Source organism: Streptomyces sp. CNT360 (genome assembly GCF_000424785.1).
Genome location: NZ_AUKO01000004.1, coordinates 36,625 through 63,134 on the forward strand (window position 1 = coordinate 36,625; position 26,510 = coordinate 63,134).

Below are 26,510 nucleotides of genomic sequence, written 5' to 3' on the forward strand. Positions count from 1 at the left end.
TGGCCGCTACCGCGTTCCCGCCGCGCCCTGTTCCTGCCCGACCTCGCCGCCGGGCCGCTGCCGCGGGGTGCGCCGAGGGCGCCGCACGACTGCGGCGGACCCCCGGTGCGGGGCGGGTGCATGCCGTTCCGCGAGGGCCAGTACGCGGGTCGCCCGTGCGCGCAGCCCGGCGCCGCAGGAGGGCTCCGCGAGCGCGGCACGCAGATGGTGGGCCGCGGCGACGGGGGCTCCGGAGCGGAGGGCGGACCAGGCCAGCTCGTACAGCACGACGGGCCGGTCCCGGCGAGCGGGCGGTTCGCCCAGCGCGCGTCCCAGCAGCCGGTACGCCGCCTCGGGTGCCCCGGCCCCGGCGTGGCTGCGGGCCGCCCGGCGCAGCTCCGCGACGACCGCGGGGTCCGCGTCGGGGTGGACCTCCAGCAGATGCCGGGCGCCCGCCGCCTGGTCGCCCCCGGTCAGGGTGAGCATGGCTGCCGTCTGGCCGTGCAGGGCGGTGCGGAGGCCGGCGGGGATCGCACGGTAGACCTCGCCCTCGTAGGAGGAGTGGGCGAAAGCCAGCGTCTCCCCCTTGTGCGGCTCGTCCCTGCCCGGCGCGTTCCCGTACGTTCCACCCCGCCTGGCGGTGCCCCGCACGGCGGCACCGGGTACCGCAGCGGAGTCCGGCAGGGCGGCACCTGGCTCGCACGGTGGCGGGGCCAGCACGTGGGCGCGGCGCAACGCGGCGGCGGCCTCGCGTGCCGTCGCGGCGTCGAGCCCGGCGACGCGGGTGGCCAGCGGGAGGGTCGCGGCGGACCCGAGGACGGCGACGGCCCAGCAGAGCCGGACCCGGTCGGGGCCCAGGCTCTGCAGGTGGTCGAGGAAACCGGCGCCTTCCGCCCGGGCGAGCTCGGCCAAGGAGGCCGGGGAGCCGAGGGCCTCGGGGCGCGGTGCGAGGCCGGCTGCCCTCGCGCGGGCCAGCAGGTGGGTGAGAGCCAGCGGGTTGCCGGACGTGAGGGTGTGGCACTCCGCGGCGAACGGGACCACTGCGCCGGGATCGTTCCCCGCGCCGGGGAGCCCGTAGGCGTCCCGGACCAGTGCGCGCACGCCGGCAGCGGTCAACGGGTCGAGGGCGTGCGGGCGTCGGGTCCCGCTCTCGGTCACGGCCCGCAGCCCGGCCAGGTCGGGGCGTGCCGTCGCGGGATCGTAGGCGACCGCGCACAGCAGGGGCAGTGGACCGACGCGCGGAAGGAAGCCGGTGAGCCAGGCCAGCGAGGCGGGGTCGGCCCACTGGGCGTCGTCGACGAGGACGACCAGAGGGGCGGAGCGGGTGGCGAGGTGGGCGACGAGCCGGTCGAGTGCCCTCCGCACCCGGTACGGCGGCGGGCCGACGGCGCACGCGGGCGCGGCCAGTCCCACGGCGGGGGCGGCCAGCCGGTGCACGCGGCCCGGTGCGGCGCGGAAGGTGCGCTCCCCGAGGAGGGGGCGGACCGGCGCCAGGAGGGCGCGGAGCGTGCCGAATCCGCTCTGTCGTTCCTGCTCGGCACCCCGGGCGTACAGCACGGTGCAGCCGCGGGCGGCGGCCCGTGCCGCGAGGGCACGCAGCACTGCCGTCTTGCCGAGACCGTCGGCCCCGGTGAAGGCGAGCACTCCGGCCCGCCCGGCGTGCGGAGCACCGGTGGCGGCGGCGCGGAGAAGGTCCAGCTCCCGCTCGACGGCGGCGAGTTCGGCCTCCCGCTCCAGCAGCGCCACGATCCCGTCCCCGCCGTCCTCGCTCGTCCGCCGATGCGCCGACCCTACGCCAGGCGGGGGCGGCGGGGCAGGCCTTCGGCGAACGGCCCAGGGTGCCGCAACGGTGTCAGGAGGCGGGCGGATCGGCGGCCACCAGCCACATCGAGAAGAACTGGGCGCCGCCCCCGTAGGCATGTCCGAGCGCCCTGCGCGCCCCCTCGACCTGGTGCTCCCCCGCCAGACCGCGCACCTGGAGCGCCGCCTCGGCGAAGCGGAGCATGCCCGAGGCGCCGATGGGGTTGGTGGACAGCACGCCGCCCGAGGGGTTGACGGGCAGGTCGCCGTCCAGTGCGGTCGCACCCGACTCGGTCAGCGTCCAGCCCTCCCCCTCCTTGGCGAATCCGAGGTTCTCCAGCCACATCGGCTCGTACCAGGAGAAGGGCACGTACATCTCGACGGCGTCGATCTCCCGGCGCGGGTCGGTGATGCCCGCCTGCCGGTAGACGTCGGCGGCGCAGTCGCTGCCCGCACGCGGTGAAACGGCGTCCTTGCCGGCGAACAGCGTGGGTTCGCTGCGCATGGCGCCGCCGTGCATCCAGGCGGGCGGGCGCGGGGCGCGGGCCGCGCCGGTGCGGTCGGTCAGCACCATGGCGCAGGCCCCGTCGGAGGAGGGGCAGGTCTCCGAGTAGCGGATCGGGTCCCACAGCATCGGTGAGGAGCGGACCTGCTCCAGGGTGAGGTCCTCCTCGTGCAGGTGCGCGTAGGGGTTCTTCAGGGCGTTGCGGCGGTCCTTGTAGGCCACCAGGGCGCCGATGTGGTCGGGCGCGGAGGTGCGGTGCATGTAGGCGCGTACGTGGGGGGCGAAGAAGCCGCCCGCCCCGGCCAGCAGGGGCTGCTGGAACGGTACGGGCAGGGAGAGCCCCCACATGGCGTTCGACTCGGACTGCTTCTCGAACGCGAGGGTCAGCACGGTGCGGTGGACGCGGGCCGCGACCAGGTTGGCGGCGACCAGTGCGGTGCTCCCGCCGACCGAACCGGCCGTGTGCACCCGCAGCATGGGCTTGCCGACGGCACCGAGCGCGTCGGCGAGGTAGAGCTCCGGCATCATGACGCCCTCGAAGAAGTCTGGCGCCTTCCCGATCACCACGGCGTCGATGTCGGCCCAGGACACCTCCGCGTCCTGGAGTGCGCGCAGCGCAGCCTCGCGCACCATCCCGGCGAGCGAGACGTCGTGGCGTGCCGAGACGTGTGCGGTCTGGCCGACGCCGACGACGGCGACGGGTTCCTTTCCGCTTCTCCTGGCGGAGCCGAGTTCGCCGGAGGCGACCGTGGAGTTGCTCATGTGTGTTCTCCTCCCTCGGGCGGGGCGCCGGCTTCTTCGTCGGCCACGGTGTCGGCTTCCAGAACGGCCACCAGGTTCTGCTGGAGGCAGGGGCCCGAGGTGGCGTGCGCCACGGCACGGCGGGCCTCGCCGCGGCTGAGGCGGGCGGCGGCCTCACCGATCCGCACGAGTCCGGCGGCCATCACGGGGTTGGCCGCCAACGGCCCGCCGGAGGGGTTGACCACGGTGTCCGCACCGAGCCGCAGCGCCGCGCGCAGGACGACCTCCTGCGAGGTGAACGGCGCGTGGAGTTCGGCCAGGTCCGGTGGCGGGGCGCCGGGGTCGAACAGTCCGGCGCGCTCGGCGGCCAGTCGGGTGGAGGGGGAGTCGGTGAGGTCGCGTACGCCGAGGGCGTGGGGTTCGATGCGGTGGTCGATGCCGCGGATCCAGGCGGGGCGGGCGCTGAGCCGGCGCGCGGTGTCCCCGGCGGCGAGCACCACCGCGGCGGCGCCGTCGGTGACGGGCGGCACGTCGTGTCGGCGCAGCGGCTGGGCGAGGTAGCCGGCGTCCAGCAGGGTGTCGGGGTCGGCGGATCCGCTCAGCTGGGCGTGCGGGTTCCCGGTGGCCGCCCGGCGGCTGCGGGCGGCGATGCAGGCCAGCTCACGTTCGTCGGTGGCGCCCGCGTCGATCAGGGCCCGGGCCTGAAGTGCCGCCAGCGAGACGGAGTCGGGCCACAGCGGCGCGAGGTAGTACGGGTCGAGCTGGCGGGTGAGGACTTCGGGCAGGTCACCGGCCGAGGACTTGCCCCAGGAGTACACCAGGGCGGTCTCCGCCTCGCCGGTCAGGAGCTTCACCCACGCCTCGTACAGCGCCCAGGCACCGTCCGTCTCGACATGGGACTCGGCGATGGGCGGCCAGGCGCCGACGCCGTCGAGGGTCATGGTGAAGGAGAAGGGGCGGCCCGCGAGGTAGTCGGAGGAGCCGGAGCAGGTGAAGTCGATCTCTTTGGCCGACAGTCCGGTCCGGCCGAGCACATCGCGCAGTACGGGCAGCAGCATCTCGACCTCGGATTGCCCGTCGATCGCCCGCACATGGTCGGTCTGGGCGAAGGCGACGACGGCGACCTGGCCGGCTTCGGCGCTGTTCACAGCAGCTCCTTGTACGTCTCGTAGTCCGCGTCGGGCTCGCCGGTGGGCCGGTAGTGGTCCGGGTAGCGGCCGCTGCCTGTCCACACCGGCTCGACGCGCAGACCCATGCGGACCTGGTCGTAGGGGATGCCGGCGATGCGCCCGTGCAGGGCGAGTCCGGCGCCGTCGAGGGCGATGTGCCCGTAGACGTAGGGCACCTCGATGTCGAGGCCCTTGGCTTTGATGTTGACGACGCAGAAGGTGGTCACCGTCCCCGCCGGGCCGACCTCCACCTGTTCCCCGGTGGCCACACCGCAGGTGGGGCAGGCGCCGCGCGGCGGGACGTAGACCTTGCGGCACCGCGGGCAGCGTTCGCCGACGGTGCGGTGCTGTGTGAGGGCGTCGAGGAAGCGGGTCTGGGCGCGGCCGGGGGTGTAGGTGTAGTCGAGGCGGGCCGGGGCGACGATGCCGGTCACCGGGTCGGCGAACGCCTGGGTGTGCGGCGTCGGTGGGGCGGCGGAGACGGCCGGCCCGTCGCCGTTCCCGGGCTCGAAGCAGGCGATGTCGGTGAGGGCCCCGGCACGCTCCTGTGCCCAGCGGATCCGCACGCGCATGCCGGTGTGCACGGAGTCGGGCCCGCCCGGTGCGTCGAGGGCGTGCAGGAGGGCGGTGTCGGCTCCGTCGAGGCGGACCAGCACCCAGGCGAAGGGGCGTTGGAGCGGCTGTCCGCGGCGCGGGGTCTCGTTCCAGCACCAGGTGGTGACGGTGCCCGTCCGGCCGACCTCCACCAGGTCGCGGACCTCCTCGGCGGTGACCGGGTCGTACTCGGTGGGCGGTACGACGACGCGGCCGTCGCTCGCCCTGACCCCGAGGACGGTGCGTTCCCGCAGACCGGTGAGGAAGGCGCTGAGGACGGGGCCGAGCGAGCGGGTGAAGGGGAACTCGACGACCAGGGGCGCGGTGAGCACGTCGTTCATCAAGGGGTCCTTTCCGTCGTGCCGTCACTCCCGTGTGAAGTGCGGCTCCCGCTTCTGCGCGAAGGCCCGTGCCCCTTCCTTGGCGTCGGCGGTGTCGAAGATCGGCCAGCCGCGCCGGAGTTCGTCGGCGAGCCCCTCCTCCTCCGTCATCGCGGCCGTCTCGTACACGGACGCCTTCACGGCCTCGACGGCCAGCGGGGCGCAGGCGTTGACGCGTGCGGCCGTCTCCAGGGCCGCGTCCAGTGCGGTGCCGTCGGGCACGACGCGGCCGATCAGTCCGATGTGCTCGGCCTCGGCGGCGCTGTAGGAGCGTCCTGACAGCAGCATCTCCAGGGCGTGGGTACGCGGGATCTGGCGGGGCAGGCGGACGGTGGAGCCGCCGATGGGGAACAGCCCGCGGCGCACCTCGTAGAGTCCGAAGACCGCGCTGTGCCCGGCCACCCGGATGTCCGTGCCCTGGAGTATCTCGGTACCGCCCGCGACGCAGTGCCCCTCGACAGCGGCGATCACGGGTTTGCGCGGCCGGTGGTGCCGGAGCATGGCCTTCCAGTGCAGGTCGGGATCCTCGCGCAGCCGGGCGCGATGGTCGTCCTGACCTGCCATGCCGTCCCCGGCCAGTGCCTTGAGATCCATCCCGGCGCAGAAGGTGCCGCCGGCGCCGGTGAGGACGACGGAGCGGACGGAGTCGTCCCGGTCGGCCTCCAGCCAGCTGTCGTAAAGGCCGACGAGCATGGGGAGCGAGAGGGCGTTCCTGGCTTCGGGGCGGTCGAGGGTGAGGACCAGGGTGGCTCCCACCCGCTCCGCGGTCAGATGTTCGGTGCCGCCCATCGCGGTACCTCCCGTCTAGAGGGCCGAACGCAGGTGTGCGCGACAGCGGGCGTTGCGCGGCACCGGTGCGCGCGTCGGCGGCGGGCGCGACAGCGGGTGTGCGCGGACCTGGAACAGGTTGCAGGAGCGCGACGGGGACTTCAAGAGGTTTCTGACAGGTCGTCATATTTCTTGTGCGGGGCCTCTTCCCGTCTTCGCGCCCCGGTGCTCTGATGAGCGCCGGACGACACGCGCGGGGGACACACACGCACGCCGCAGGAGCACCGGGACCTGTCCGGGTATGGAGGAGCGCGCCGTGGAGTACAACCTTGCCGACCTGTTCGAGTCGATCGTCGATGCCGTTCCGCAGCGCGAGGCGCTGGTCCATCTCGACCACCCCGGCACCGGCGCGGAGCGCAGACTGACGTACGCCGAACTCGACCGGGCCGCCAATCGGCTCGCGCACCATCTCGCGGACAGCGGTGTCGCCCCCGGAGACCACGTGGGGCTGCATCTGTACAACGGGGTCGAGTACGTGCAGACGCTGCTGGCCTGCCTGAAGATCCGCGCCGTACCCGTGAACGTCAACTACCGCTACGTCGAGGACGAGTTGGCCTACCTCTACCGGGACGCCGACCTGAGCGCACTCGTCTTCGACGGCGAGTTCACCGCGCGGGTGGCCGGCGCCCTGCGGAACGCCCCGACGCTGCGCCACCTCGTGCAGGCAGGTACCGCACCACAGGACGCCGGGCGTCCTGTCCCGGACCCGGTACCGTTCGACCAGGCACAGGCGGCCGGTTCCCCCGACCGGGACTTCCCTCCGCGCTCACCCGACGACCTGTTCCTCATCTACACCGGCGGCACCACCGGTATGCCCAAGGGCGTGATGTGGCGGGCCGAGGATCTGTTCTTCTCCGGACTGGGGGGCGGCGCGCCGACCGGCGACCCCGTCTCCCGGCCGCAGGAGCTGGCCGAGCGGGCGGCGGCAGGCGGCGAGGGCCTCGTCTTCTTCCCCACTCCCCCGCTGATGCACGGCACCTCCACGTTCACCCTCTTCATCGGGCTCGACTACGGGCAGAAGGTGGTGCTGCACCGCAAGTTCGTCCCCGAGGAGGTCCTGCGTACGGTCGCGCGCGAGAGGGTCACCGCGATCTCCCTGGTGGGCGACGCCATGCTGCGGCCCCTGGTGGACGCGCTGGCCGGACCGCTGCGCGGCACCGACTGCACGTCCCTGCTGGCGGTCTCCAGCTCGGGGGCGATCCTCTCGCAGACGGTCCGGGACCAGTTCGCCGCGCTGGTGCCGCACGCCCTGCTCATCAACAACTTCGGTTCCTCGGAGTCGGGTTTCAACGGCACGGCCACGCCCGACTCAGGGCCCGGCAAAGGTTTCCGGATCACCGTCAACGACGGGACGGCCGTGGTGGACCCGGCCACCCACGAGCCGGTGCCGCCCGGTGAGGTCGGCCGCATCGCGCTGCGCGGTCACGTCCCGCTCGGCTACTACAACGACCCCGCCAAGAGCGCCGAGACCTTCTTCCAGGCGGGCGGCGCCCGTTGGGTGCTGCTGGGCGACCTGGCGACCGTCGACGACGAGGGGGTCGTGACGGTCCTGGGGCGCGGGTCGCAGTGCATCAACACCGGCGGGGAGAAGGTGTTCCCCGAAGAGGTCGAAGAAGCGCTCAAGGCCCACCCGGACATCTACGACGCGCTCGTCACGGGCGTCCCGGACGCGAAGTGGGGCTCGCGCGTCGCGGCGGTGGTGCAGTTGCGCCCGGGTGCCGGGCCGCTGTCCGGGGACGAGGTGCGCACGCACGCACGCGGCCGGCTGGCCGGGTACAAGGTGCCGCGCACGGTCGTCCTCGCCGAGCGCATCCAGCGCTCCCCCAGCGGCAAGGCCGACTACCGGTGGGCGCGCCAGAAGGCCCAGGAGGCCGTCACCGAAGCGTGAGAAGCCGAAGGCCCGCCCACGGGGCCGGGCCCCTGCCGAGGTGACCGGACCTGGCAGCCGAAGGCGCGGCGGGCCGCATCCCGGCAGGCGGAATTCTGGTGAGGACGTGTGCTCCGGGCGCCTACAGTGCCACGCGTGCATGTCGGCCGCCTCCCGCACAGGCGGGTGCCGGCCGGCCCCGTCGCCCGACCCGGGAAGGCTGTTGCCGTGTCCACCTATGTCATCACCGGTGCCGCCTCCGGCATGGGCGCCGCGCTCGCCACCGCGCTCGGTGAAGAGGGCCACCGGGTCGTCGGCGTCGACCTGGCCGGGGCCGAGATCGTCGCCGACCTCGGGACCGCGGAGGGCCGCCGATCCGCCCTGGGACAGATCGGGGATCTGCTCGCGGACGGCGCACTCGACGGGTTCGTGCCCTTCGCGGGGCTGGCCGCGGCGACCGGACGCGCCGGTGCGCTGCTGGCCTCGGTCAACTACTTCGGCGCCGTACGCCTGCTGGAAGGGCTGCACCCTTTGCTGGCCCGCTCCTGCGACGGCCCGGCGGCGGTACTGGCCTCGTCCAACTCCGCTGCCTGCCAGCCGGGCTGGCCGACCGCACTCGCCGAGGCATGCCTGTCCGGGGACGAGGAGGAGGCCCGCGCCCTCGCCGACCGCCACGGCGGCGTCGCCGCCTATCCGGCCACCAAGGCCGCGCTCGCCTGGTACACACGCGAACACGCCGGCACCGCCCGATGGGCCGGCTCCGGCATCCGGCTCAACGCGGTGGCGCCCGGCCTCGTCGACACTCCGATGACGGCGGCCGGCCGGGCCGACCCGCTGACCGCCGAGGGCCTGGCCGCCTACCCCGTGCCCCTCGGCAGGCCCGGCAGTCCCGCCGAGATCACCGCCGCGGTCCGCTTCCTCCTCTCCCCCGCCGCGTCCTTCTGCGTGGGCACCGTCCTGTGCGTGGACGGCGGTACGGAGGCACTGCTGCGACCCCGCCACTGGCCCACGCCGTGGGAGCTGCCGACGGGCTGAGGCGCGCGGCCGGGGGAAGGCAAGGGGAGAAGAGGGACGGGCACGGAGGCGCCGCAGCTCGCCGTCGCGGTCACCTCCGCGCTGCGGTCAGCTCTCCGTCAGGAAGTCCAGCACCGCCCGGGTGAACTCCATGGGGCGGGCCTCGTGGACGAGGTGACCGGCGTCCTCGACGGTCAGGACACGGGCGTCGGGGATGCGCTCGGCCATCGTGTGCAGGTCCTCCTGCGGAAGAGGGGAGCGGTCACCGCCGCCCACCAGCAGGGTGGGCGCGGTGATCGCGGTCAGCCGCTCCCACCAGGCGGGGTCCGGCTCGTTGCGCTGCCGCGTCCACTGGATGACGGCCTCCCAGTCGAACAGCGGTGTACCCGGCGGCGCTTCGGGCAGCTCGCGCGGCGGGTCGAGCGGCCGCATCGCGCCGGTCTCCTCCAGGACGAGCCGGTCCACCCGCTTGGGGTGCTCCTGGGCGAACAGGTAGGCGACCACGGAGCCGAACGAGTGCCCGACGAGGATGGCGCGTTCGATACCGAGCGCGTCCAGGAACCCGCGCAGATCGGCCACGAAGTCGGCCAGTGCGTAGGACCCGGGCCAGTCGCTCTCCCCGTGGCCGCGCAGGTCGAGCGCGTAGACGGGGTGCTCGCCCGCCAGCCCCGAGATGAGGGGGCCGCGCCAGTCCTCGCCGTCCTCCCCGAGGCAGTGGAGCAGGACGACGGGGACGCCCTCCTGGGCACCCCAGGCGCGGTAGGCGAGGCGGACCCCGTCCGTGCGTACCGTCTGCGTTCCGTTTTCGCTCATACGGGGGACCGTACCCCGCTAGTCGTCCTTCTTCCCGAAGGAGGCGTGGTCGGTGTCGGCGGGCCGCCGCGCCAGTGCCGAGCGGCGGTAGGAGTAGCCGAAGTAGACGACGAGGCCGATCACGAACCACACGCCGAAGCGCAGCCAGGTCTGCCAGGCCAGGTAGGTGGTCAGCCAGATGGAGAAGACGATGCCGAGCGCCGGGACGACAGGCATGCCGGGGACCTTGAACTTGCGCGGCAGCTCGGGCTGCCGGTAGCGCAGGACGATCACGGCGGCACACACCACGACGAAGGCCAGCAGGATGCCGATGTTCGTCATCTCCGCCGCCTCCTCGATCGGCAGCAGGCCGGCGATCACGGCGGAGGCGACGCCCGCGATCCAGGTCACGCGGGTCGGCACGTGCCGCACCGGGTCGGTCTTGGCGAACCACTTGGGCAGCAGTCCGTCGCGGCTCATGGAGAACCACACCCGCGTGACCCCTAGCATGAAGGTGAACATCACGGTGAGGATGCCGATGATGGCGCCGACGGCGATGATGTCGGCGACACCGCCGAGGCCCACGGACTTGAAGGCCGTGGAGAAGCCGCTGTCGGGGTCGATGTCCTTGTAGTTCTGCATGCCCGTCAGCACCAGGCAGACGGCCACGTACAGCACCATGGAGATCACCAGCGAGTAGATGATCGCCTTGGGCATGTGCTTCTGGGCGTCCTGCGACTCCTCGGCCGCCGTCGACATGGCGTCGTACCCGAACACGGCGAAGAAGACCGTGGCGGCACCGGTGAACGCGCCGGAGAGGCCGAAGGGGAAGAACGGCTTGTAGTTGCCGCTCTTGATGTGGAAGACGCCGACGACGATGACCAGCAGCACCACGGCGACCTTCAGCACGACGACGATCAGTTCGAACCGCGCCGCGTTCTTGATGCCGCGGGTCAGTGCGAACGCGATCAGCAGGCACAGCAGCGCGGCGAACAGGTCCACCCGGTGGCCGTCGCCGGTGCCGGGGGCGCCCAGCATCCAGGCGGGCAGCGAGGCCCCCATCTCGTTCAGCAGGAACGAGAAGTAGCCGGAGATACCGATCGCGACCACCGAGACGATGGCGGTGTACTCCAGCAGCAGGTCCCAGCCGATGAACCAGCCACCGATCTCGCCCAGCACGGCGTAGCCGTAGGTGTAGGCGGAGCCCGCCTTCGGGATGAGTCCCGCGAACTCCGCGTAGGACAGGGCCGCGCAGGCGCTGGCGAGCCCGGCGATGAGGAACGAGATGAGCACGGCGGGGCCGGCCTTGCCGTTGGCGACGGTGCCCGCGAGGCTGAAGACGCCGGCTCCGATGATGCCGCCGACGCCGATCGCCGTCAGATGGCGCAGGCCCAGCGTGCGGGTGAGCTGCTGCCCGGAACCTCCCTCCGATTCCTCGATGTGCTCGATGGGTTTGCGGCGCAGTACGCCTTCCCCGCTCCAGAGCCCGGCCATGGGTCCTCTTCCTGCCGTGGGTGGATGTGACGGCGCCGCCGCGGGCGGATGGCCCGCGACCGCGCGTGATCATCATGGCCGCGACAGGCAGCGGTGGAGAAGTGACCACGAGGTCTCTCTTGCGCATCGTTCGGGTCATCCGGTGGCGGCCCCGCGGCCGTCTTGCTCCGGCCAGTACGGCGCGCGCAGCCGGCGCTTGTAGAGCTTGCCGTTGGGGTCGCGGGGCAGCTCGGCGACGAAGTCCACCGTCCTGGGGCGCTTGTAGCCCGCGAGGCGGTCCGCGCAGTGGGCCAGGATCTCCTCGGCGAGCCGGGGCCCCGGCTCGTACCCGGCGGCCGGCTCCACGACCGCCTTCACCTGTTCGCCCCAGTCGTCGTGCGGGATGCCGAAGGCGGCGGCGTCCGCGACGGCGGGGTGGGTCAGCAGCGCGGCCTCGATCTCGGCCGGGTAGATGTTGACCCCGCCCGAGATGATCATGTCGATCTTGCGGTCCCGGAGGAAGAGGTAGCCGTCCTCGTCCAGGTATCCCAGGTCGCCGACCGTGAAGAAGTCCCCGATCCGGTTCTTACGGGTCTTGGCCTCGTCCTTGTGGTACGCGAACCCGCCGGTGGTCATCTTCATGTAGACGGTGCCCAGCTCACCGGGGCCGAGCCGGTTGCCGTCGTCGTCGAAGACGGCCAGCTCGCTGATCGGCCACGCCTTGCCCACGGTGCCGGGCTTCTTCAGCCAGTCCGCGGCCGTGGCGAACGCGCCGCCGCCCTCGCTCGCCGCGTAGTACTCCTCCACACAGCTCCCCCACCAGTCGATCATCGCTCGCTTGACGTGCTCGGGGCAGGGCGCGGCGCCGTGGACGGCGTGCCGCATCGAGGAGACGTCGTACGCCGCGCGGGCCGCGGCCGGGAGGGCCAGCAGCCGGTGGAACTGGGTGGGCACCATGTGCGTGTGGGTGCAGCGGTACCGCTCGACGAGCCGCAGCATCTCCTCCGGCTCCCACTTGTCCATCAGCACCAGCCGGTGGCCGATGTGCAGTGCGGCGCCGGCGAACTGGAGGACCGCCGTGTGGTACAGCGGCGAGCAGACGAGGTGCACGTTGTCGTCGAACGGCCGGATGCCGAAGATGCCGAGAAAACCGCCGAGATACGTCTCCTCCGGCCGTTTGCCCGACAGCGGCCGGCGGATTCCCCGCGGTCGGCCCGTGGTACCGGACGTGTAGTTCATGACCCAGCCGCTGGTGCGGTCGTCCGGCGGCTCCTCCGAGCGGTCGCGCACGAGTTCGGCGTAGGGGCGGAATCCCTCGATGTCGCCGCCCACCGCGTAGCGCTGCCCGGCCGGGAGCCGCGCCTCGTCGGCCGCGGGGACCGCCGTGTCCGCGAACCGGGTGTGCGCCAGCAGCGCCTTGGCTCCCGAGTCGGCCAGGATCCAGGCGACCTCCGGACCCACCAGGTGGTGGTTGACCGGGACCATGTAGAAGCCCGACTGGGTGGCGGCCAGGTAGGCCGCGAGGAACTCCGGCCCGTTCGGGACCACCGTGGCGAACGCGTCGCCCTGGCGCAGCCCCGCCGCCCGCAGCCCGTGCGTGATCCTGTTGCACTCCGCGTGCAGGCGCCCGGCCGACCACTCCTCGCCGTCCGGAGCGACCAGGGCTGTCACGGCGGGGTCCCGCTGGGCCTGCGCCCAGAAACCGTTGGGTGCTTCCACGCCGGCTCTCCTCTCGGGTGGTACGCGGTAGGCCCGGCCCCGCGGACCGGGGCGGGCTGTCAGGCGGTGCCGGCGGCGGCGTTCAGCCTCGCGAGGGCACGGTCGAAGCCGCGGGTGAGATCGTCGACGACAGCCTGTACGGAGCGTTCGCTGTTCATGGAGCCGACGATCTGGCCCACAGGCGTGCCCAGCAGCGGCTCCACCTCGTACCGCTGGATGCGCGAGTTCGCCTCGGCCACCAGCAGGCCCTGCAGGGGCATGGGCAGCGGTCCCGGCCCCTCGCCGGGTTCCCAGGCGTCCGTCCACGCGGTGCGCAACTGCCGCGCGGGCTTCCCCGTGAGCGCGCGGGAGCGCACCGTGTCCCCCGCCCCGGCCGCCAGCAGCTTGCGGGTCAGGGCGCGGGAGCCCAGGTCCGCCTCGGTCGTGGTCAGCCATACGGAGCCCAGCCAGGCCCCCTGCGCCCCCAGCGCGAGGGCGGCGGCGAGCTGTTCGCCGCTCCCGATGCCGCCCGCGGCCAGCACGGGGAGCGGATCGACGGCGCGGACGACCTCGGGCGTGAGCACCATGGTGGCGATCTCCCCGGTGTGGCCGCCGGCCTCGTACCCCTGGGCGACGACGATGTCGATGCCCGCGTCCTTGTGCCGCTCCGCGTGGCGCGGGCTGCCGGCGAGGGCCGCGACGGGGACGCCGTGCCGGTGAGCCCGGTCGATCACGTCGCGGGGTGGCGAACCGAGCGCGTTGGCCAGCAGTTTCACGGGATAGTCGAAGGCGACGTCGAGCTGGCTGCGGGCAACCTCCTCCATCCAGCCGGTGATGCGCCAGCCGCCGTGCTCGCCCTCGGGCAGCGCGGGGACGCCGTGGCGCGCGAGCACGTCCTGGACGTAGGCACGGTGCTCGGCCGGGATCATGGCCTCGACGTCGTCCTCGGTGACCCCTTCGACCTTCTGGGCCGGCATCACCACGTCCAGCCCGTAGGGCCGCCCGTCGGTGTGCGCCTCCATCCAGTCGAGGTCGCGTCTCAGCTCCTCGGCGGCGCCGTACCGCACGGCGCCGAGCACCCCGAAGCCGCCCGCGCGGGTGAGCGCGGCGGCCACGGCGGGGAAGGGCGTGAAGCCGAAGATCGCGTGCTCTGCTCCCAGTTGGCTGCTCAGCTCCGTCTGCATGGGCGCAGGATGCCGCAGCCGCCTTGCGGAGGGAAGACTTTTTCTGACGAGCCGTCAGTTCACTCTTCCTGTCCTCAGCACCGGGGGCGGGACCGTGGCCGGACGGGTGTCAGCAGCGCAGTGCGAGTGCCCGGTAGACGTCGGCAGCCTCGTCCCCGCGCCCCAGGCGCTCCAGGCAGTGCGCCTCCTCGCCCCTGCTGGCCAGGGTGCCGGGGTCGCCGGGTCCCAGGACACGGTGGCGCACGGACGCCACGTGCCGGTGCACCTCCAGCGCCTCCTCCCAGCGGCCGAGACCGCCGAGGCTCGTCGCCAGTCCGTGCAGGGACCGCAGCGTCTCCGGGGCGGCGGCACCGTGCACCCGGCTCCGGGCCGCGGCGAGCTCGCGGTAGAGCTCCTCGGCTTCGGCCACGCGTCCCGACCGGTCCAGGCACAGCCCCCATTCGTCCCGGGCCGCAAGCGTGCGGGGGTGGTCGTCACCCAGTACGCGGGCCCGGTCCTGGGCCACGCTCCGGCACGCCGCCAACGCCTCGTCCCAGCGGTGCAGCCGGCCCAGCGCGTGCCCGGCCGCCAGGCGGCTGTCCAGCGTGTCGGGGTGGCAGGGCCCCAGCAGCTCGCCCCGTTCGGCGGCGACCGCCACATGCGCCTCGTACGCCTCCACCCAGCACCCCAGGCGCCCCAGGCTCTCGCCGGCCTTGTGCCTGCTGGCCAGCACAGCCGACAGGGCGGGCGAGGGGGTGGGGCGGCGGTCATCGGAGGGCAGCCCTCCGGAACGGTCCCCGGCCGGCCAGGGAGTGGCGGGCCGGTGCGCCGCGACGGGTCCCGGCGCCGGGCGAGGGGTGGAGTACGGCGCCCAGGGGCCGTCCCCCGTGGGTACGTCACCGTACGCACCGGGCGGGCGGTGCGTCGCCGAGAGCGCGCGAGGTCCCCCCGCACCCACCGCCGCGACGCCCGGACGGGCGGAACCGGATGTCCGCGCCCCGTGGGTCCACCGCCCGGTGAGCCCGCTCAGCCCCACCCACCCCCACGGGGGCGTACGCCGCACCACGGGGCCGCCCGCCGGCAGCCCGCCGCCCATGCCCCGCGTCCACCGGGGCATCCACAACGGTGCGGCGTCCCTGTGCCCGGCCAGGCCCCCGTCCGCGACGGCGGCCACCGGGAGTTGCCCACGCTCCTCCCGCACCGGTACGCCGCCGCCCTGCCACGCGACCGCGGCGCCGTCTCCCTGCCGCTCGGCCGCGTCGTCGCGCGCCCCCGCTGCGCCGTCCGGTGGCGCCAAACTCTCCGACGCCACCGCGCCCTGCGAGAGCGCCAGATCCGGTACCGCCTCAGCGCTCTGCGCCGCCACGCTGCGCTCCGGCACCGCGCCGCTCTCCGGCCACGCCCGCCCGTCCAGCACCACCGCACCACCCGGGCCCGGCTCGGCGCCCGCACCCGCGTCCCCGTCTGCGTCCCCGTCTGCGCCTGCGCCTGCGCCTGCGCCTGCTGAGGTTCCGGGCACCGCCCCCGTCATGCTCCCCCGGGTGGCGGCGCCGTCCCGTGCCGCGTCCCCGGCGGACCAGCCGGGCAGGCAGGCGCGGGCCGCCGCGAGCCGGGCGGACAGCTCGGCGGCACCGTCCGGGCGCCCGTCCGGCGCCTTGGCCAGCAGCCGCAGGATGGCCTCCTCCAGCGGCGGGGGCAGTTCGGGGCGGTGGGCGCGCGGCGGCTCCGGCGCGGCGTCACGGTGGCCGACGAGGACGGACCAGGCGTCGCCGCCCCGGAACGGGGGCCCGCCGGTTGCCAGTTCGTACAGCACACACCCGAACGAGTACAGGTCGCTGCGGTGGTCCACCACGGTGCCGGCGATCTGTTCGGGCGACATGTAGTGCGGGGTGCCCATGGCGATACCTGTGCCGGTCAACTTCGCGGTGAAGCCGATGTCGTGGGCCAGCCGTGCGATACCGAAGTCGCAGATCTTGACGGCTCCGTCGGTGGTGCGCATGACGTTGGCCGGTTTCAGGTCACGGTGCACGACCCCCTGCTCGTGGGTGTAGGCCAAGGCCGCCGAGACCTGCTCGGCGACGTCCAGCACCTCGGCCACCGGCAGCGGCTGCCGTTTGCCCTCCTCCAGCAACTGGCTGAGGTTGCGCCCCTCCAGCAGTTCCATTACCAGGTAGAGCAGGCCCTCGTCGTCACCGAAGTCGTGCACCACGGTGACGCCCGGATGCTGGAGCGCCGCGGCGACGCGTGCCTCGCGCCGGAAGCGTTCCCGCACCACGCGCAGGAACGCCGCGTCCCCCCGCTGCGCCAACGGCTTGAGGCACTTGACGGCGACCCGTCTGCCCAGCGACTCGTCCTGCGCCCGCCACACTTCCCCCATACCGCCCCGCCCGATGAGTTCGAGCAGCCGGTAACGGTCATGGATCAGGGTGCTCTGAACCATCCCCGTCTCGCCCCCGTCGTCGCGTCCTGTCCTCGTCCCTCCCCTGTCTGCCCAGTATGGCGGCCTCGTTCCTGCATGTGTATGCCAACCGGTGGCGGGGTGTACGCCTTTGACCGGTTCAGCACGGTAGTGGCGCGTACGTGATCCGGGCGGACCGCGGCGCGGCGGACGCGGCGGGCGGCCGTACGGTCCCCCGGGGATGTTCAGCGGCGCACCCGCGGCATGCCCAGGCCGATCCAGGAGATGATCTCGCGCTGGATCTCGTTGTTGCCGCCGCCGAAGGTGAAGATGACGGCGCTGCGGTAGCCGCGCTCCAGCTCACCGCCCAGTGCGGCGCCCGCCGACCCCTCCTTGAGCGGGCCGGCCGCGGCGACGACCTCCATCAGCCAGGCGTAGACGTCGCGGCGCGCCTCGCTGCCGTAGACCTTGACCGCGGAGGCGTCGTGCGGGGTCAGCGTCCCCTTGTCGAGGGCGTCCACCATCTGCCAGTTGAGCAGCTTCATGGCCTCCAGCCGGGCGTGCGCGCGGGCCAGCCGGGTGCGGACCCAGTTCAGGTCGAGGACGCGACGGCCGTCGGAGAGCTCGGTGCGGCGGGCCCACCGCCGGGTGTCGGCCAGCGCCCGGATCGCCATGGTGCCGTGCGCGGCGAGGGTGACGCGTTCGTGGTTGAGCTGATTGGTGATCAGTTTCCAGCCGGCGTTCTCCTCGCCGACACGGCGGCTGGCCGGCACCCGCACGTCCTCGTAGAAGCTGGCCGTGGTGTCGTGCGAGGCGAGTGTGGTGATGAGGGTGCACGAGTAGCCGGGGTCTGCGGTCGGCACGAGCAGCAGGGTGATGCCCTTGTGCGGCTTGACGCCGGGGTCGGTGCGCACGGCGAGCCACACCCAGTCGGCGGTGTCCCCGTTCGTGGTCCAGATCTTCTGGCCGTTGACGACGTAGGTACCCGTGTCGGTGTCGCCCTCGCGCACGGCACGGGTGGTCAACGAGGCGAGGTCGGTGCCGGCCCCGGGTTCGCTGTAGCCGATGGCGAAGTCCAGCTCGCCGGCCAGGATCCGGGGCAGGAAGTAGTTCTTCTGTTCGTCGGTGCCGTAGCGCATGAGGGTCGGCCCCACCGTGTTGAGCGCCATCAGCGGCAGCGGGACGTTCGCCTGTGCGGCCTCGTCGAAGAAGACGAACTGCTCCACGGCGCTCATTCCCCGGCCGCCGTACTCGCGCGGCCACCCCACACCGAGCCAGCCGTCCCGGCCCAACTGCCGTATGGTCCGCCGGTAGAACCGCTTCTGCTCGGCAGGTTCCGCGTAGCGCTGCTGCGCGCCGTCGGGTACGAGGCGCGCGAAGTACTCGCGCAACTGATCGCGCAGTTCCAGCTGTTCGGTGGTGTAGTCGAGGTACACGGCCCCTCCGCTCCACGACGGGTCCCCGGTGGCAGCTGCACAGATTAGAACGTGTTTCACCACAAGGGAATGGCCTGAACACCGTCGCGGCACCGGACCAGGACGCGGCACCTGTACGGGACATGCCTCCGAGCCACACGGCCGTGCCCCGGCCTCCTGCTGGTGCCTACTTCTCGTGCGTACCCCTCGGCCGGGGGGCCAGCCAGGCGAGGGAGGCGGTGACCAGGGCGCGGACACCGGTGTCGAGAGTGGGCTGGACGGCGGGCGCGAAGCGCGGGCTGTGGTTGCTGGGGACGTCCCGGTGGACGGTCCCGGCCCTCTCTGCCTTGCGGTAGGTGTCCGGGTCGGTGCCGCCCAGGCCCCAGTACGTCGAGGGACAGCCCAGGCCTGCGGGGATCTCGCCGAAGTCCTCGCTGGCCGGGACGGGGCCGACCTCCAGCGCCCGGCCGGCACCGAACGCGGCCCGGAACGCGGCGGCGACCCGGTCGGTGGCCTCCTCGTCGTTCTCGGTGACGGAGAACTCGCTGAGGGTCTCGAACTCCGGTTCCCGTTCGGCGCCGGAGGCGGCGCACTCGCTGGTGACGATCCTGCGGACCGCGGCCAGGACACGGGAGCGGGTCTCCTCGTCGAAGGAGCGGATGTTGAGCTCCAGCCGCGCGCTGTCGGGAATGATGTTGGGCCCACTGCCCGCCTGGAGCGAGCCGACGGTGACCACCGCGGGCGTCGTGGCGGCGGTTTCACGGGCCACGACGGTCTGGAGCCGGACGACGACCATGGCGGCCAGCAGCACCGGGTCGATCGCCCGCTCCGGCATGGACCCGTGCGCGCCGCGCCCGTGGAGCGTGATCCGGAGGCTGTCGGAGGCGGCCATCATGACGCCGGGCCGGGTGAGCACGCACCCCGCGGGGGCAGGGAGCACATGCTGGCCCAGCGCCACGTCCGGGCGGGGGACCCGCTGGGCGAGCCCGTCCTCGACCATGGCGCGGGCTCCCGAACCGCCCTCCTCGTTCGGCTGGAAGAGGACCACGAGAGTGCCCTGCCACACCTCCGTACGGTCCGCCATCAGGCGTGCCGCTCCCAGCAGGCACGTGACGTGCACGTCGTGACCGCACGCGTGCATCACCGGGTGTTCCACCCCGTCCTGGTCGGTCCCTGTCGCGGCCGACGCGTAGTCCAGGCCGGTCTGTTCGCGGACGGGCAGCGCGTCCATGTCCGCCCGCAGCAGCACGGTCGGTCCCTCGCCGTTGTGCAGCACCCCGAGCACCCCCGTGCCGCCGACCTCCTCGGTGACTTCGTAGTCCCGCTCGTGCAACGCCTGCGCGACATGACCCGCCGTACGGTGCTCCTGGAAGCCGAGTTCCGGGTTCCGGTGCAGATCCTTGTAGAGCTCCTCCAGCCTGTCGCGGATGTCTTCGAGGCCCGACAGGACGGCATCGGCGGCGCCGGCGGCGAGCTCGTCGGTGTCCGGGGAGCCGTGGGGCGCGTCGAAGGAGCGGTCGCTCATGTCGGAGAGCCTTTCTGTACGAGGGCACGGGGCGTCCCGCTGTGCGGGCTGTCGGGCTGGGCGGGCCGCTGCGAGGCCGGGAGAGCTGCGAAGGGCGCGGTTCGGTGGCGTGCGGCGGTGGAGCCGCGGCTTACGTTGACGGGATGGCTCAGGACACGAACGTCCGCGCGCAGTGCTCCCTGGTGCTCCTGGCGGCGGCGTCCGGATCCGTCGACGCGCTGGCACTGACCGCGCTCGGCCACGTGTTCGCCGGGGTGATGACCGGCAACCTCGTCCTGGTGGGCGTCGCGGCGGGCAGCGGAGGTGCAGAGGGGGTGCCCGGCGCGCTGGCCCTGGCCGGCTACGCGGCGGGAGCGGTACTGGCCGCCCGGCTGTGCCGGAACGCCGGCGACGCGCCGCCGGGCTCCCGGTGGCCGTCGCGCGTCGTGGGGTGCCTGTGGCTGGAGGCGGGACTGTTGGCGGCCCTCGCCGCTGTGGCCGGTGTGCTGGACGGTGAGCCGGGCGGCGTACTGCGGTCCGCGCTGCTGACGTGCGCGGCGGTGGCGATGGGCGTGCAGTCCTCGGCCATGCTGGCGGGCGGCTCGACAGCGGCGCCGAGCACCTACTTCACCGGGACGCTGACCGCCCTGTTCGCCCGGTTGCCCGCGGGCGGGCCGCCGCCCAGCACATGGGCGGCCGTCCGCCTCGTGGCCGTCGTCGCGGGCGCGGCGGCCGCTGCCTGGCTGCGCACGAGCGCGGCGCCCGCGGCGTTCGCCGTCCCGGCCGCCCTGCTGCTGGCGGCCCTGGCCCTGCAGCGGACCGGCACACCCGGCAGCGCACCCGCCCCGTACACCTGAGCGCACGCGGTACGGGCCGCCTGTCCACTCCCTCACGGCTCCCTGCCGCCGTCCGCGGGCCCGCCCCGGCCCTCCGCCGTCTCGTCGGCCTCCTCTGCGGCGCGCTGGGTCATGTTCCGTGTCCGCAGCTCGGTCTCGCGGATGCAGACGACCGCGACGAAGGCGAGGAACCCCGCCACGGAAGCGGTGAGGAAGGCGTCACCGATGCCGTGCCCGTACGCGTCCGAGATCAGCGGCCTGATGCGGGGCGGAAGTGCCGACAGGTCGGGGATGCCGGAACTGGGCGAGGCGTGCCGGGGCGGCAGATGAGCGGCCTCGAAGTTGCGCCGGGTGTAGTCGGCGACCCGGTGGCTGAGCAGCGCGCCCAACGCCGAGACGCCGATGGCGCCGCCGAACGTGCGGAAGAAGGCCACCACCGAACTGCCGGACCCCAGATCCTTGGGCGGGATGGTGTTCTGCACGGCCAGGACCAGGTTCTGCATCGTCATGCCGACGCCCGTGCCGAGCAGATACATGAAGACCGCCAGGTGCCAGTACGGAGTGTCGGCGCGTGCCGTTCCCATCAGGGCGAGACCGGCCGTCAGCAGGGCGCTGCCCAGCACCAGCCAGCGCTTCCAACGGCCCGTGCGGGAGATGACGCGGCCGATGACGGTGGAGGCGAGGAAGAGTCCGGCGATCATCGGGATCGTCAGCACGCCGGACATGGTGGGCGACTTGCCGTGTGCGAGCTGGAAGTACTGGCTGAGGAACACGGTGGCGCCGAACATGCCGATTCCGACCAGCAGGCTGGCGAGCGTGCACAGGGTGACCGTACGGAAGCGGAAGAGGTCCAGGGGGATCACCGGCTCCCGCGAGGCCCGCTCCACCAGCAGCGCGAGCACTCCCAGCAGGACGGCACCGGGCACCATCACGGCCGTCTGCCAGGACATCCACGGCCAGTTCTTGCCGGCCAGCGACACCCAGATGAGCAGCAGGCACACCGCCCCGGTGATCAGCGCGGCGCCGGCCCAGTCGATGTGCGGTCGGCGCTTGCCGTGCTCCAGTTGGGGCAGCCGCAGGGTGAGCTGGAGGACGACGAGCGCGGCGATCGCGAAGGGCACCCCCACGTAGAAGCACCAGCGCCAGCCCAGCCAGGAGGTGTCGACGATGACGCCCCCGACCAGGGGTCCCGCGATGGTGGCGAGGGCGAAGGTCGCCCCGAGGTAGCCGTTGTAGCGGCCGCGTTCCCGGGGCGCGATGATCGCCGCCAGGACGACCTGGGCGAGTGCGGTGAGCCCGCCGGCGCCGATCCCCTGGAAGACGCGGCAGCCGATCAGCCATCGGGTGCTGTCCGCCGCCCCGGCTGCGGAGGAGGCGAGGACGAAGACGATCAGCGCGAGTTGGACCAGCAGCTTCTTGCTGAACAGGTCGGAGAGCTTGCCCCACAGCGGGGTGGAGGCGGCCATGGCGACGAGCTGTGCGGTGACCATCCAGGTGTAGGAGGACTCTCCTCCGTGCAGGTCGGCCAGGATGGTGGGCAGGGCGTTGGAGACGACCGTCGAGGAGAGGATCGCCACGAACATGCCCAGCAGCAGCCCGGAGAGCACCTCCAGGATCTGACGGTGCGACAGCCGGTCGCCGGGGCCGCTCGCGGGCTGGGTGTCGGTGGGGTGCGCGCGGTGTGCCACACGGTGGGACTTCCACCCCGGGAGTGGCAGCGACACGACCCGTTCAGGGTCCTTGGCGGACAAATCACCTGATTGCCCGTTTCCTACTATTTACACGATCTGTGAAGCTGGTGAAACTCATGGTGACCGTCCCCTACATCAGGAGTACTGGTGATTCTCTCGATCTCGGGCGTCGTGCTGCTGGGCCTGATCGTTTTCCTGTTCTTCCGCAAGGACAACCTCAAGGTCTCCCACGCGCTGGTGTGTGCTCTCTTCGGTTTCTATCTCGCCGGCACAGCGATGGCCCCCAGCATCAAGGCGGGCGGCGAGAGCCTGGCCGGCCTGCTCGGCGGCCTGAAGTTCTGACCGGCCGCGCGCGCGGACGGGTCGGCGGACACGGGCCGGGAGGAGTTGCCGGTGGGCCGGTGGGCGATGCGGTGGGGGCGGCCACGGTGGCGGGCGCGCGGCACCACCCGGGACGCGGCACGGGCGGGCGCCGAAGGGGTGCTCGACGTACTGCACCCCCTGCTCGTGCTCGGCCGCGGGGCGCGCCGCCTGGCGGCACGGGGGCGTGCCTGGTGGGACCGTACGCCCGGTGAGCGGCGCGGCCCCGCACTGTTCGTCGTCGTCGCGTGCGGCGTCCTGGTCTGGGTGCTGCCCTACGGTCCCCCGGCGGCGGCCCTCGGGCTGCTGGCCGCCGCCGGGTGGTACGGCCGCGCGGACCCGGCGGACCCCGCGGAGCCCACCGGGAGCCGGGGCGCGGGCCCGACCGGTGCGCAACGGGCACGCCTCCAGGCGCTGTACGAGGCGCTGGTGCCCTACTTCACGCCGGTCGGCGACCCGCGCCCCGACCCGCTGTACTCCCCTGACGGCGTGTGGGAGCGCGCGTTCGAGGAGTACGCGTTCCGCGACGGCAGGATCAGCGCCCTGCTGCTGTGCTACCCGGCGGCCTTCCTCGACGGAGAACCGGCCGAACGGCTCCGCGTCGAGCGGGTGCTGGCGGCCAAGACCGGCCGGGAGCGCGAGTACCGCTTCTGCTGGGACCAGGAGGGCAACCGGCTGGAGATGACGGCCCTCGAACCGCTGCCCACCGGCATCGCGGCGCAGCCGTTCGTCGCGGCACCCGGCGAGACGGTGCTCGGTTTCACCGACGGGTACGAGGTCGGCCGTACCGTCCCGGTCCACTTCCTCGGCGCCGCCGCACCGCTGGACGTGCCACCCGTGATGTGGCGTACCGGCCCCCGCTCGACGGAGCAGCACCTGCTGGCCGTCGGGACCGCCGGCGCCGGCACCAGTTCGCTGTTGCGGTCGCTTGCTCTGCAGGCGCTCGGGCGGGGCGAGGTGCTGTTCGTGGACGGCGACGGAGGCGGCGAGTTCGCGTGCTTCGCGGCGCGGCACGGGGTGCTGGGGGTGGAGTCCACACTGCCGGGCGCGCTGTCCGCGCTGGAGTGGGTGGTCCGCGAGACGGAACGGCGGCTGCTGGCCACCAGCCGGGCCCGGCAGCGTGGTGAGGGCGTCCCGGCAGACGTGCTGCGGCCGCTGTGGGTGCTGCTGGACCGGCCTGCCGCGCTGAGCCATCTGGCGCGGGCCGAGGACCGTACCGACCCGCAGGAGCTGCTGCGGGTCCCGCTCCGGCACGGCCGCGCCGCCGGAGTGACCGTGGTGGTGGCCGAACAGTTCGAGGCTTTGGCGGACTTGGCGGAGGAGCTCTTCACCCGCACGCGGGCCAGGGTCGTGCTGGGTGCCGTCTCGCCCGAGGAGGCGGGCACCGTGCTCGGGACGGCTCCGCAGACCGGGCCCGGCGCCCCCGTACCACCGGGCCGGGGCTTCGCCAGGCTGGGGCAGGGGCCGGTGCTGCGGCTCCAGGTGCCCACCACCCCGGATCCGCTGGACGAGACCGCGGGCGAGCCCGAACGGCTGGCCGTCCAGGCGCTGCTGCCCGTATCGGTGCACGCCCCCGCTCCGTCCGCGCCCCCCACCGAGGTGCTCCCCCATGCCCCCGCCGGGCCGCGCTCGGACCCCGCGGCCGGGACACCCTCCGCCTCCTGCACCTGGCCCGGGACGGATCCCCGCCCTCGGACCCCGTCGGGCGCCGCGGACGGAGTGTGCCGCGCCGCCGCACACCGGGAAGCGGCCGAGGAGGGCCGGACCCCGTAGCACCGGGCCCGACGCGACGGCGCAGCGATCCGGCGGCGCGGTGCCCGAGCGCCGCTCCGCAGGGCCGGGTCAGGCCACGTAGGAGCGCGGCAGGTCGGACGGGATGGCCGCACCGGAGCGTACGAGGTCGGCGGCGGCCGCCAGGCGGCTCGCGGCCTCCCGGGCGAGCGGCTCGTCGAGGGTGAACGGCAACCGGACGTACCCCTCGAACGCGCCGTCCACACCGAACCGCGGGCCCGACGGGACCCGCACGCCCAGCCGCTCGCCCGCTTCCGCGATGCGGGAGCCGGACAGCCCGCCGGTGCGCACCCAGAGGGTGAGCCCGCCGTGCGGGACGGTGAACTCCCAGTCGGGCAGGTGGTCGCGGAGAGCGGCGATGAGGGCCGCGCGGTTCTCGCGGGCCTTGTCGCGGCGCAGCGTGACGGCCTGCTCCCAGCCGTCCCCGGACAGCAGTTCGGTCACCGCGAGCTGTTCCAGCACCGGGCTGCCCAGGTCGACGTAGGCGCGCGCCGCGGTGAGGCTGCGGATCACCTCGGGAGCGGCCCTGATCCAGCCGATGCGCAGTCCTGCCCAGACGGACTTGCTGACCGAGCCGACGGTGACGACCGTGGAGCCGCCCGGATCGTAGGCGGCCATCGGCGGCGGCATGTCCGGGCCGGTCACCTCCCGCTCCGGCGACGCGGTGCCCACACCGGCGGGCGCACCCAGCGGCAGCTCGGCCATGGTCTCGTCGGCGATGAGCACCGTCCCCGAACCCCGGGCCGCGGCGACCAGTTCCCGCCGCTGCTCGGCGTCGGCCAGGGCGCCGGTCGGGTTGTGGTAGTCCGCGACGACGTAGGCCAGCCGCGGCGCGGCCTCACGCAGCGTACGGTGCCAGGCCGGCAGGTCCCAGCCGGCCAGACGGTCGGCCATGGGGACGGGCACGAGGCGGCCACCGGTCTCGCGCAGCAGCTGCAATACGTTGGCGTACGACGGATGTTCGACGGCGATGCGCTCACCCCTGGGCACCAGCAGCCGCGCCAGCGCGCCCACGCCGCCCAGGGCGCCGGTGGTGATCATGATCTGCTGCGGCATCGTCGGCACCCCCTTCGCGGTGTAGCGCTCGGCGACGGCCTCGCGCAGCACCGGAAGGCCCGCCGGATAGTCGCCGTGGGTGTGCGCGTACGGTGCCAGCGCGGGCAGCGCGCACTGGAAGGCCTCGCTCATGTACGGCTCCGGCGCCGGCAGCGCGGCACAGCCGAGGTCGATGACGGTGCCCTCGTTCTCCGGGGGAAGCGGATCGAGACCGCGGGTGGGCAGCGGCTTCCCGGCCGGTACGGTCGTCCAGCTCCCCGACCCCCGGCGCGATGCGAGGAACCCGTCGGCACGCAGGGCCTCGAAGGCCGCCGCGACGGTCGTCCGGCTCACCGACAGCGCCCCCGCCAGTTCCCGCTCGGCGGGCAGCCGCGTCGCGACGGGGATGCGCCCCTCCAGCACGAGCAGCCGCAGGCCGTCGGCCAGCGCACGGTAGGCGGGCGCCTTCCGGGGGCCGCCGGAGCCGTTCCTGTCCGCAGACGGCAGACCAGTCGCCGTTCCGGCCCCCTCCTGCCGCACGGAGTGCTGCGATCCCAGGAGCCGCGCCAACTGCGCAGCACCGACGGCGGAGTTCCAGTGCGCCATCTTTTCCGGTCCACCTCTCCGAGATTGGCCATGGATGTGGCCTGCTTCCATGCCACAGAGTGCCATGAGACAGTCCAACCGGCACGGGAAGGGGCAGGTCTTTGTCCATATCGAGGGGTTCCGGCGTCTCCGACAGTCCCGACAGACCCGGCAGCACCGGCGGTACCGGCGCCACCGGGGTCGGCGACAGCACCGGCGGTGCCGGGGTGCCCCGCCGGCACCTGGTCCGCAGGGTCGTGCAGTTGTACGTGGGGCTGGTGCTGTACGGAGCGAGCGCGGCGCTGATGGTCCGCGCCGGGCTGGGACTGGACCCCTGGGACGTGTTCCACCAGGGCGTCGCCGAGCACACCGGCCTCTCGATCGGCACGGTCTCGATCCTCGTCGGGGCACTGGTGCTGCTGCTGTGGTGGCCGATGCGGGAGCGCCCCGGCCTGGGAACGGTCTCCAACGTGTTCCTGGTCGGGCTCTCCATGGACGCCACCCTGTGGCTGCTGCCCTCCGCGGAAGGGCTCGGCTACCGGATCCCGCTGCTGGTCGCGGGCGTGGTGCTGAACGGCGCCGCGACCGGCCTGTACATCGCGGCCCGCTTCGGCCCCGGTCCCCGGGACGGCCTGATGACCGGGCTGCACCGGGTCACCGGTCGCTCGATCCGCCTGGTGCGGACGGGGATCGAGGTGGCGGTGCTGGTGAGCGGCATCCTGCTGGGCGGCTCGGCCGGTGTCGGCACCGTCCTGTACGCGCTCGCGATCGGGCCGTTGGCCCAGTTCTCCCTCCGCGTGTTCGCCCTCCCCGCCCACCCCGGGACCACCCCCGCGGCCGGCTCGGGCGCCTCCCCCACGACCGCTTCGGACACCGCACATATGGATATCTC

Annotated in this window: 19 protein-coding genes and 1 pseudogene; 6 read left to right on the top strand and 14 right to left on the bottom strand. The window is 73.5% G+C overall.

Annotated features, from left to right (window positions below; all coding sequences use genetic code 11):
• Window positions 1-6: 6 nt before the first annotated feature.
• The 5 genes from H297_RS35665 to H297_RS0110365 all read right to left on the bottom strand — a co-directional run bounded on the left by H297_RS35665 (window position 7) and on the right by H297_RS0110365 (window position 5,957).
• On the bottom strand, window positions 7-1,725 hold the full coding sequence (locus H297_RS35665) for an AAA family ATPase (RefSeq protein WP_051351732.1): 1,719 nt from the start codon (window positions 1,723-1,725) through the stop codon (window positions 7-9).
• Between the two features lie 106 nt (window positions 1,726-1,831).
• Window positions 1,832-3,046, bottom strand: a complete 1,215-nt coding sequence (locus H297_RS0110350) for a thiolase domain-containing protein (RefSeq protein ID WP_027736984.1) — start codon at window positions 3,044-3,046, stop codon at window positions 1,832-1,834.
• Window positions 3,043-4,173: a thiolase domain-containing protein gene (locus H297_RS35670; RefSeq protein WP_051351733.1), complete on the bottom strand. Its 1,131-nt coding sequence runs from the start codon at window positions 4,171-4,173 to the stop codon at window positions 3,043-3,045. Before H297_RS35670 ends, H297_RS0110350 begins: the two co-directional genes overlap by 4 nt.
• Window positions 4,170-5,129: an OB-fold nucleic acid binding domain-containing protein gene (locus tag H297_RS0110360; RefSeq protein ID WP_027736985.1), complete on the bottom strand. Its 960-nt coding sequence runs from the start codon at window positions 5,127-5,129 to the stop codon at window positions 4,170-4,172. The genes H297_RS35670 and H297_RS0110360 overlap by 4 nt, the downstream gene beginning before the upstream one ends.
• A 24-nt stretch (window positions 5,130-5,153) precedes the next feature.
• Entirely contained in the window at window positions 5,154-5,957 is an 804-nt protein-coding gene (locus H297_RS0110365; RefSeq protein WP_027736986.1) for a crotonase/enoyl-CoA hydratase family protein, read from the bottom strand.
• Between the two features lie 295 nt (window positions 5,958-6,252).
• On the opposite strand from H297_RS0110365, the gene H297_RS0110370 reads away from it, so the two are divergent.
• Both H297_RS0110370 and H297_RS0110375 read left to right on the top strand, forming a co-directional pair.
• On the top strand, window positions 6,253-7,884 hold the full coding sequence (locus H297_RS0110370) for an acyl-CoA synthetase (RefSeq protein ID WP_027736987.1): 1,632 nt from the start codon (window positions 6,253-6,255) through the stop codon (window positions 7,882-7,884).
• A gap of 207 nt (window positions 7,885-8,091) precedes the next feature.
• The gene (locus H297_RS0110375) at window positions 8,092-8,898 is read left to right on the top strand and encodes an SDR family oxidoreductase (RefSeq protein WP_027736988.1); all 807 of its coding nucleotides are present in this window, start codon (window positions 8,092-8,094) and stop codon (window positions 8,896-8,898) included.
• Between the two features lie 87 nt (window positions 8,899-8,985).
• On the opposite strand, the gene H297_RS0110380 is transcribed toward H297_RS0110375, so the two are convergent.
• The 7 genes from H297_RS0110380 to H297_RS0110410 form a co-directional block, all read right to left on the bottom strand.
• Window positions 8,986-9,690 (bottom strand): alpha/beta fold hydrolase, encoded by a 705-nt coding sequence (locus H297_RS0110380; protein WP_027736989.1) that lies wholly within the window; start codon window positions 9,688-9,690, stop codon window positions 8,986-8,988.
• Window positions 9,691-9,708: 18 nt separating this feature from the next.
• Window positions 9,709-11,163 carry an amino acid permease gene (locus H297_RS0110385; protein ID WP_027736990.1) on the bottom strand — a complete coding sequence of 485 codons (1,455 nt, stop codon included), beginning with the start codon at window positions 11,161-11,163 and terminating at the stop codon, window positions 9,709-9,711.
• A 135-nt stretch (window positions 11,164-11,298) separates the two neighbouring features.
• Window positions 11,299-12,861 (bottom strand): acyl-CoA synthetase, encoded by a 1,563-nt coding sequence (locus tag H297_RS35675; protein WP_037793718.1) that lies wholly within the window; start codon window positions 12,859-12,861, stop codon window positions 11,299-11,301.
• A gap of 59 nt (window positions 12,862-12,920) precedes the next feature.
• Window positions 12,921-14,024: a nitronate monooxygenase gene (locus H297_RS0110395; protein WP_027736991.1), complete on the bottom strand. Its 1,104-nt coding sequence runs from the start codon at window positions 14,022-14,024 to the stop codon at window positions 12,921-12,923.
• 109 nt (window positions 14,025-14,133) lie between these two features.
• Window positions 14,134-16,443 carry a serine/threonine-protein kinase gene (locus tag H297_RS0110400; RefSeq protein ID WP_027736992.1) on the bottom strand — a complete coding sequence of 770 codons (2,310 nt, stop codon included), beginning with the start codon at window positions 16,441-16,443 and terminating at the stop codon, window positions 14,134-14,136.
• A gap of 203 nt (window positions 16,444-16,646) precedes the next feature.
• Complete coding sequence (locus H297_RS0110405; RefSeq protein ID WP_027736993.1) at window positions 16,647-17,837, bottom strand: acyl-CoA dehydrogenase family protein; 1,191 nt, start codon at window positions 17,835-17,837, stop codon at window positions 16,647-16,649.
• Between the two features lie 166 nt (window positions 17,838-18,003).
• Window positions 18,004-19,341, bottom strand: a complete 1,338-nt coding sequence (locus H297_RS0110410; protein WP_078513906.1) for an amidohydrolase — start codon at window positions 19,339-19,341, stop codon at window positions 18,004-18,006.
• 143 nt (window positions 19,342-19,484) lie between these two features.
• Between H297_RS0110410 and H297_RS35680 the strand changes: the two genes are divergently transcribed.
• Window positions 19,485-20,177 carry a YoaK family protein gene (locus tag H297_RS35680; RefSeq protein ID WP_051351734.1) on the top strand — a complete coding sequence of 231 codons (693 nt, stop codon included), beginning with the start codon at window positions 19,485-19,487 and terminating at the stop codon, window positions 20,175-20,177.
• Window positions 20,178-20,209: 32 nt separating this feature from the next.
• Here H297_RS35680 and H297_RS35685 read toward each other — a convergent pair whose 3' ends face one another.
• On the bottom strand, window positions 20,210-21,787 hold the full coding sequence (locus H297_RS35685) for an MDR family MFS transporter (protein ID WP_486589494.1): 1,578 nt from the start codon (window positions 21,785-21,787) through the stop codon (window positions 20,210-20,212).
• A gap of 207 nt (window positions 21,788-21,994) precedes the next feature.
• Here H297_RS35685 and H297_RS0110425 point away from each other — a divergent pair, with 207 nt between their 5' ends.
• Window positions 21,995-22,189, top strand: coding sequence for a hypothetical protein (locus H297_RS0110425; protein ID WP_019356234.1), 195 nt, complete (start codon window positions 21,995-21,997; stop codon window positions 22,187-22,189).
• 51 nt (window positions 22,190-22,240) lie between these two features.
• On the top strand, window positions 22,241-23,980 hold the full coding sequence (locus H297_RS35690; protein WP_486589473.1) for a P-loop NTPase family protein: 1,740 nt from the start codon (window positions 22,241-22,243) through the stop codon (window positions 23,978-23,980).
• A 69-nt stretch (window positions 23,981-24,049) separates the two neighbouring features.
• Here the strand turns inward: H297_RS35690 and yczR are convergent, their stop codons facing one another.
• On the bottom strand, window positions 24,050-25,639 hold the full coding sequence (gene yczR, locus H297_RS0110435) for a MocR-like transcription factor YczR (protein ID WP_027736995.1): 1,590 nt from the start codon (window positions 25,637-25,639) through the stop codon (window positions 24,050-24,052).
• Window positions 25,640-25,845: 206 nt separating this feature from the next.
• Between yczR and yczE the strand changes: the two are divergent.
• A pseudogene (gene yczE / locus H297_RS35695) lies at window positions 25,846-26,496 on the top strand (membrane protein YczE); the annotation flags it as partial.
• Window positions 26,497-26,510 lie beyond the last annotated feature (14 nt).

Excerpts from the sequence above, each read along its gene's own strand:
- H297_RS0110350 (WP_027736984.1), bottom strand. The coding sequence starts at position 3,046 with ATGAGCAACTCCACGGTCGCCTCCGGCGAACTCGGCTCCGCCAGGAGA.
- H297_RS0110360 (WP_027736985.1), bottom strand. The coding sequence starts at position 5,129 with ATGAACGACGTGCTCACCGCGCCCCTGGTCGTCGAGTTCCCCTTCACC.
- H297_RS0110365 (WP_027736986.1), bottom strand. The coding sequence starts at position 5,957 with ATGGGCGGCACCGAACATCTGACCGCGGAGCGGGTGGGAGCCACCCTG.
- H297_RS0110380 (WP_027736989.1), bottom strand. The coding sequence starts at position 9,690 with ATGAGCGAAAACGGAACGCAGACGGTACGCACGGACGGGGTCCGCCTC.
- H297_RS0110385 (WP_027736990.1), bottom strand. The coding sequence starts at position 11,163 with ATGGCCGGGCTCTGGAGCGGGGAAGGCGTACTGCGCCGCAAACCCATC.
- H297_RS0110395 (WP_027736991.1), bottom strand. The coding sequence starts at position 14,024 with ATGCAGACGGAGCTGAGCAGCCAACTGGGAGCAGAGCACGCGATCTTC.
- H297_RS0110400 (WP_027736992.1), bottom strand. The coding sequence starts at position 16,443 with ATGGTTCAGAGCACCCTGATCCATGACCGTTACCGGCTGCTCGAACTC.
- H297_RS0110410 (WP_078513906.1), bottom strand. The coding sequence starts at position 19,341 with ATGAGCGACCGCTCCTTCGACGCGCCCCACGGCTCCCCGGACACCGAC.
- H297_RS35680 (WP_051351734.1), top strand. The coding sequence starts at position 19,485 with ATGGCTCAGGACACGAACGTCCGCGCGCAGTGCTCCCTGGTGCTCCTG.
- yczR (WP_027736995.1), bottom strand. The coding sequence starts at position 25,639 with ATGGCGCACTGGAACTCCGCCGTCGGTGCTGCGCAGTTGGCGCGGCTC.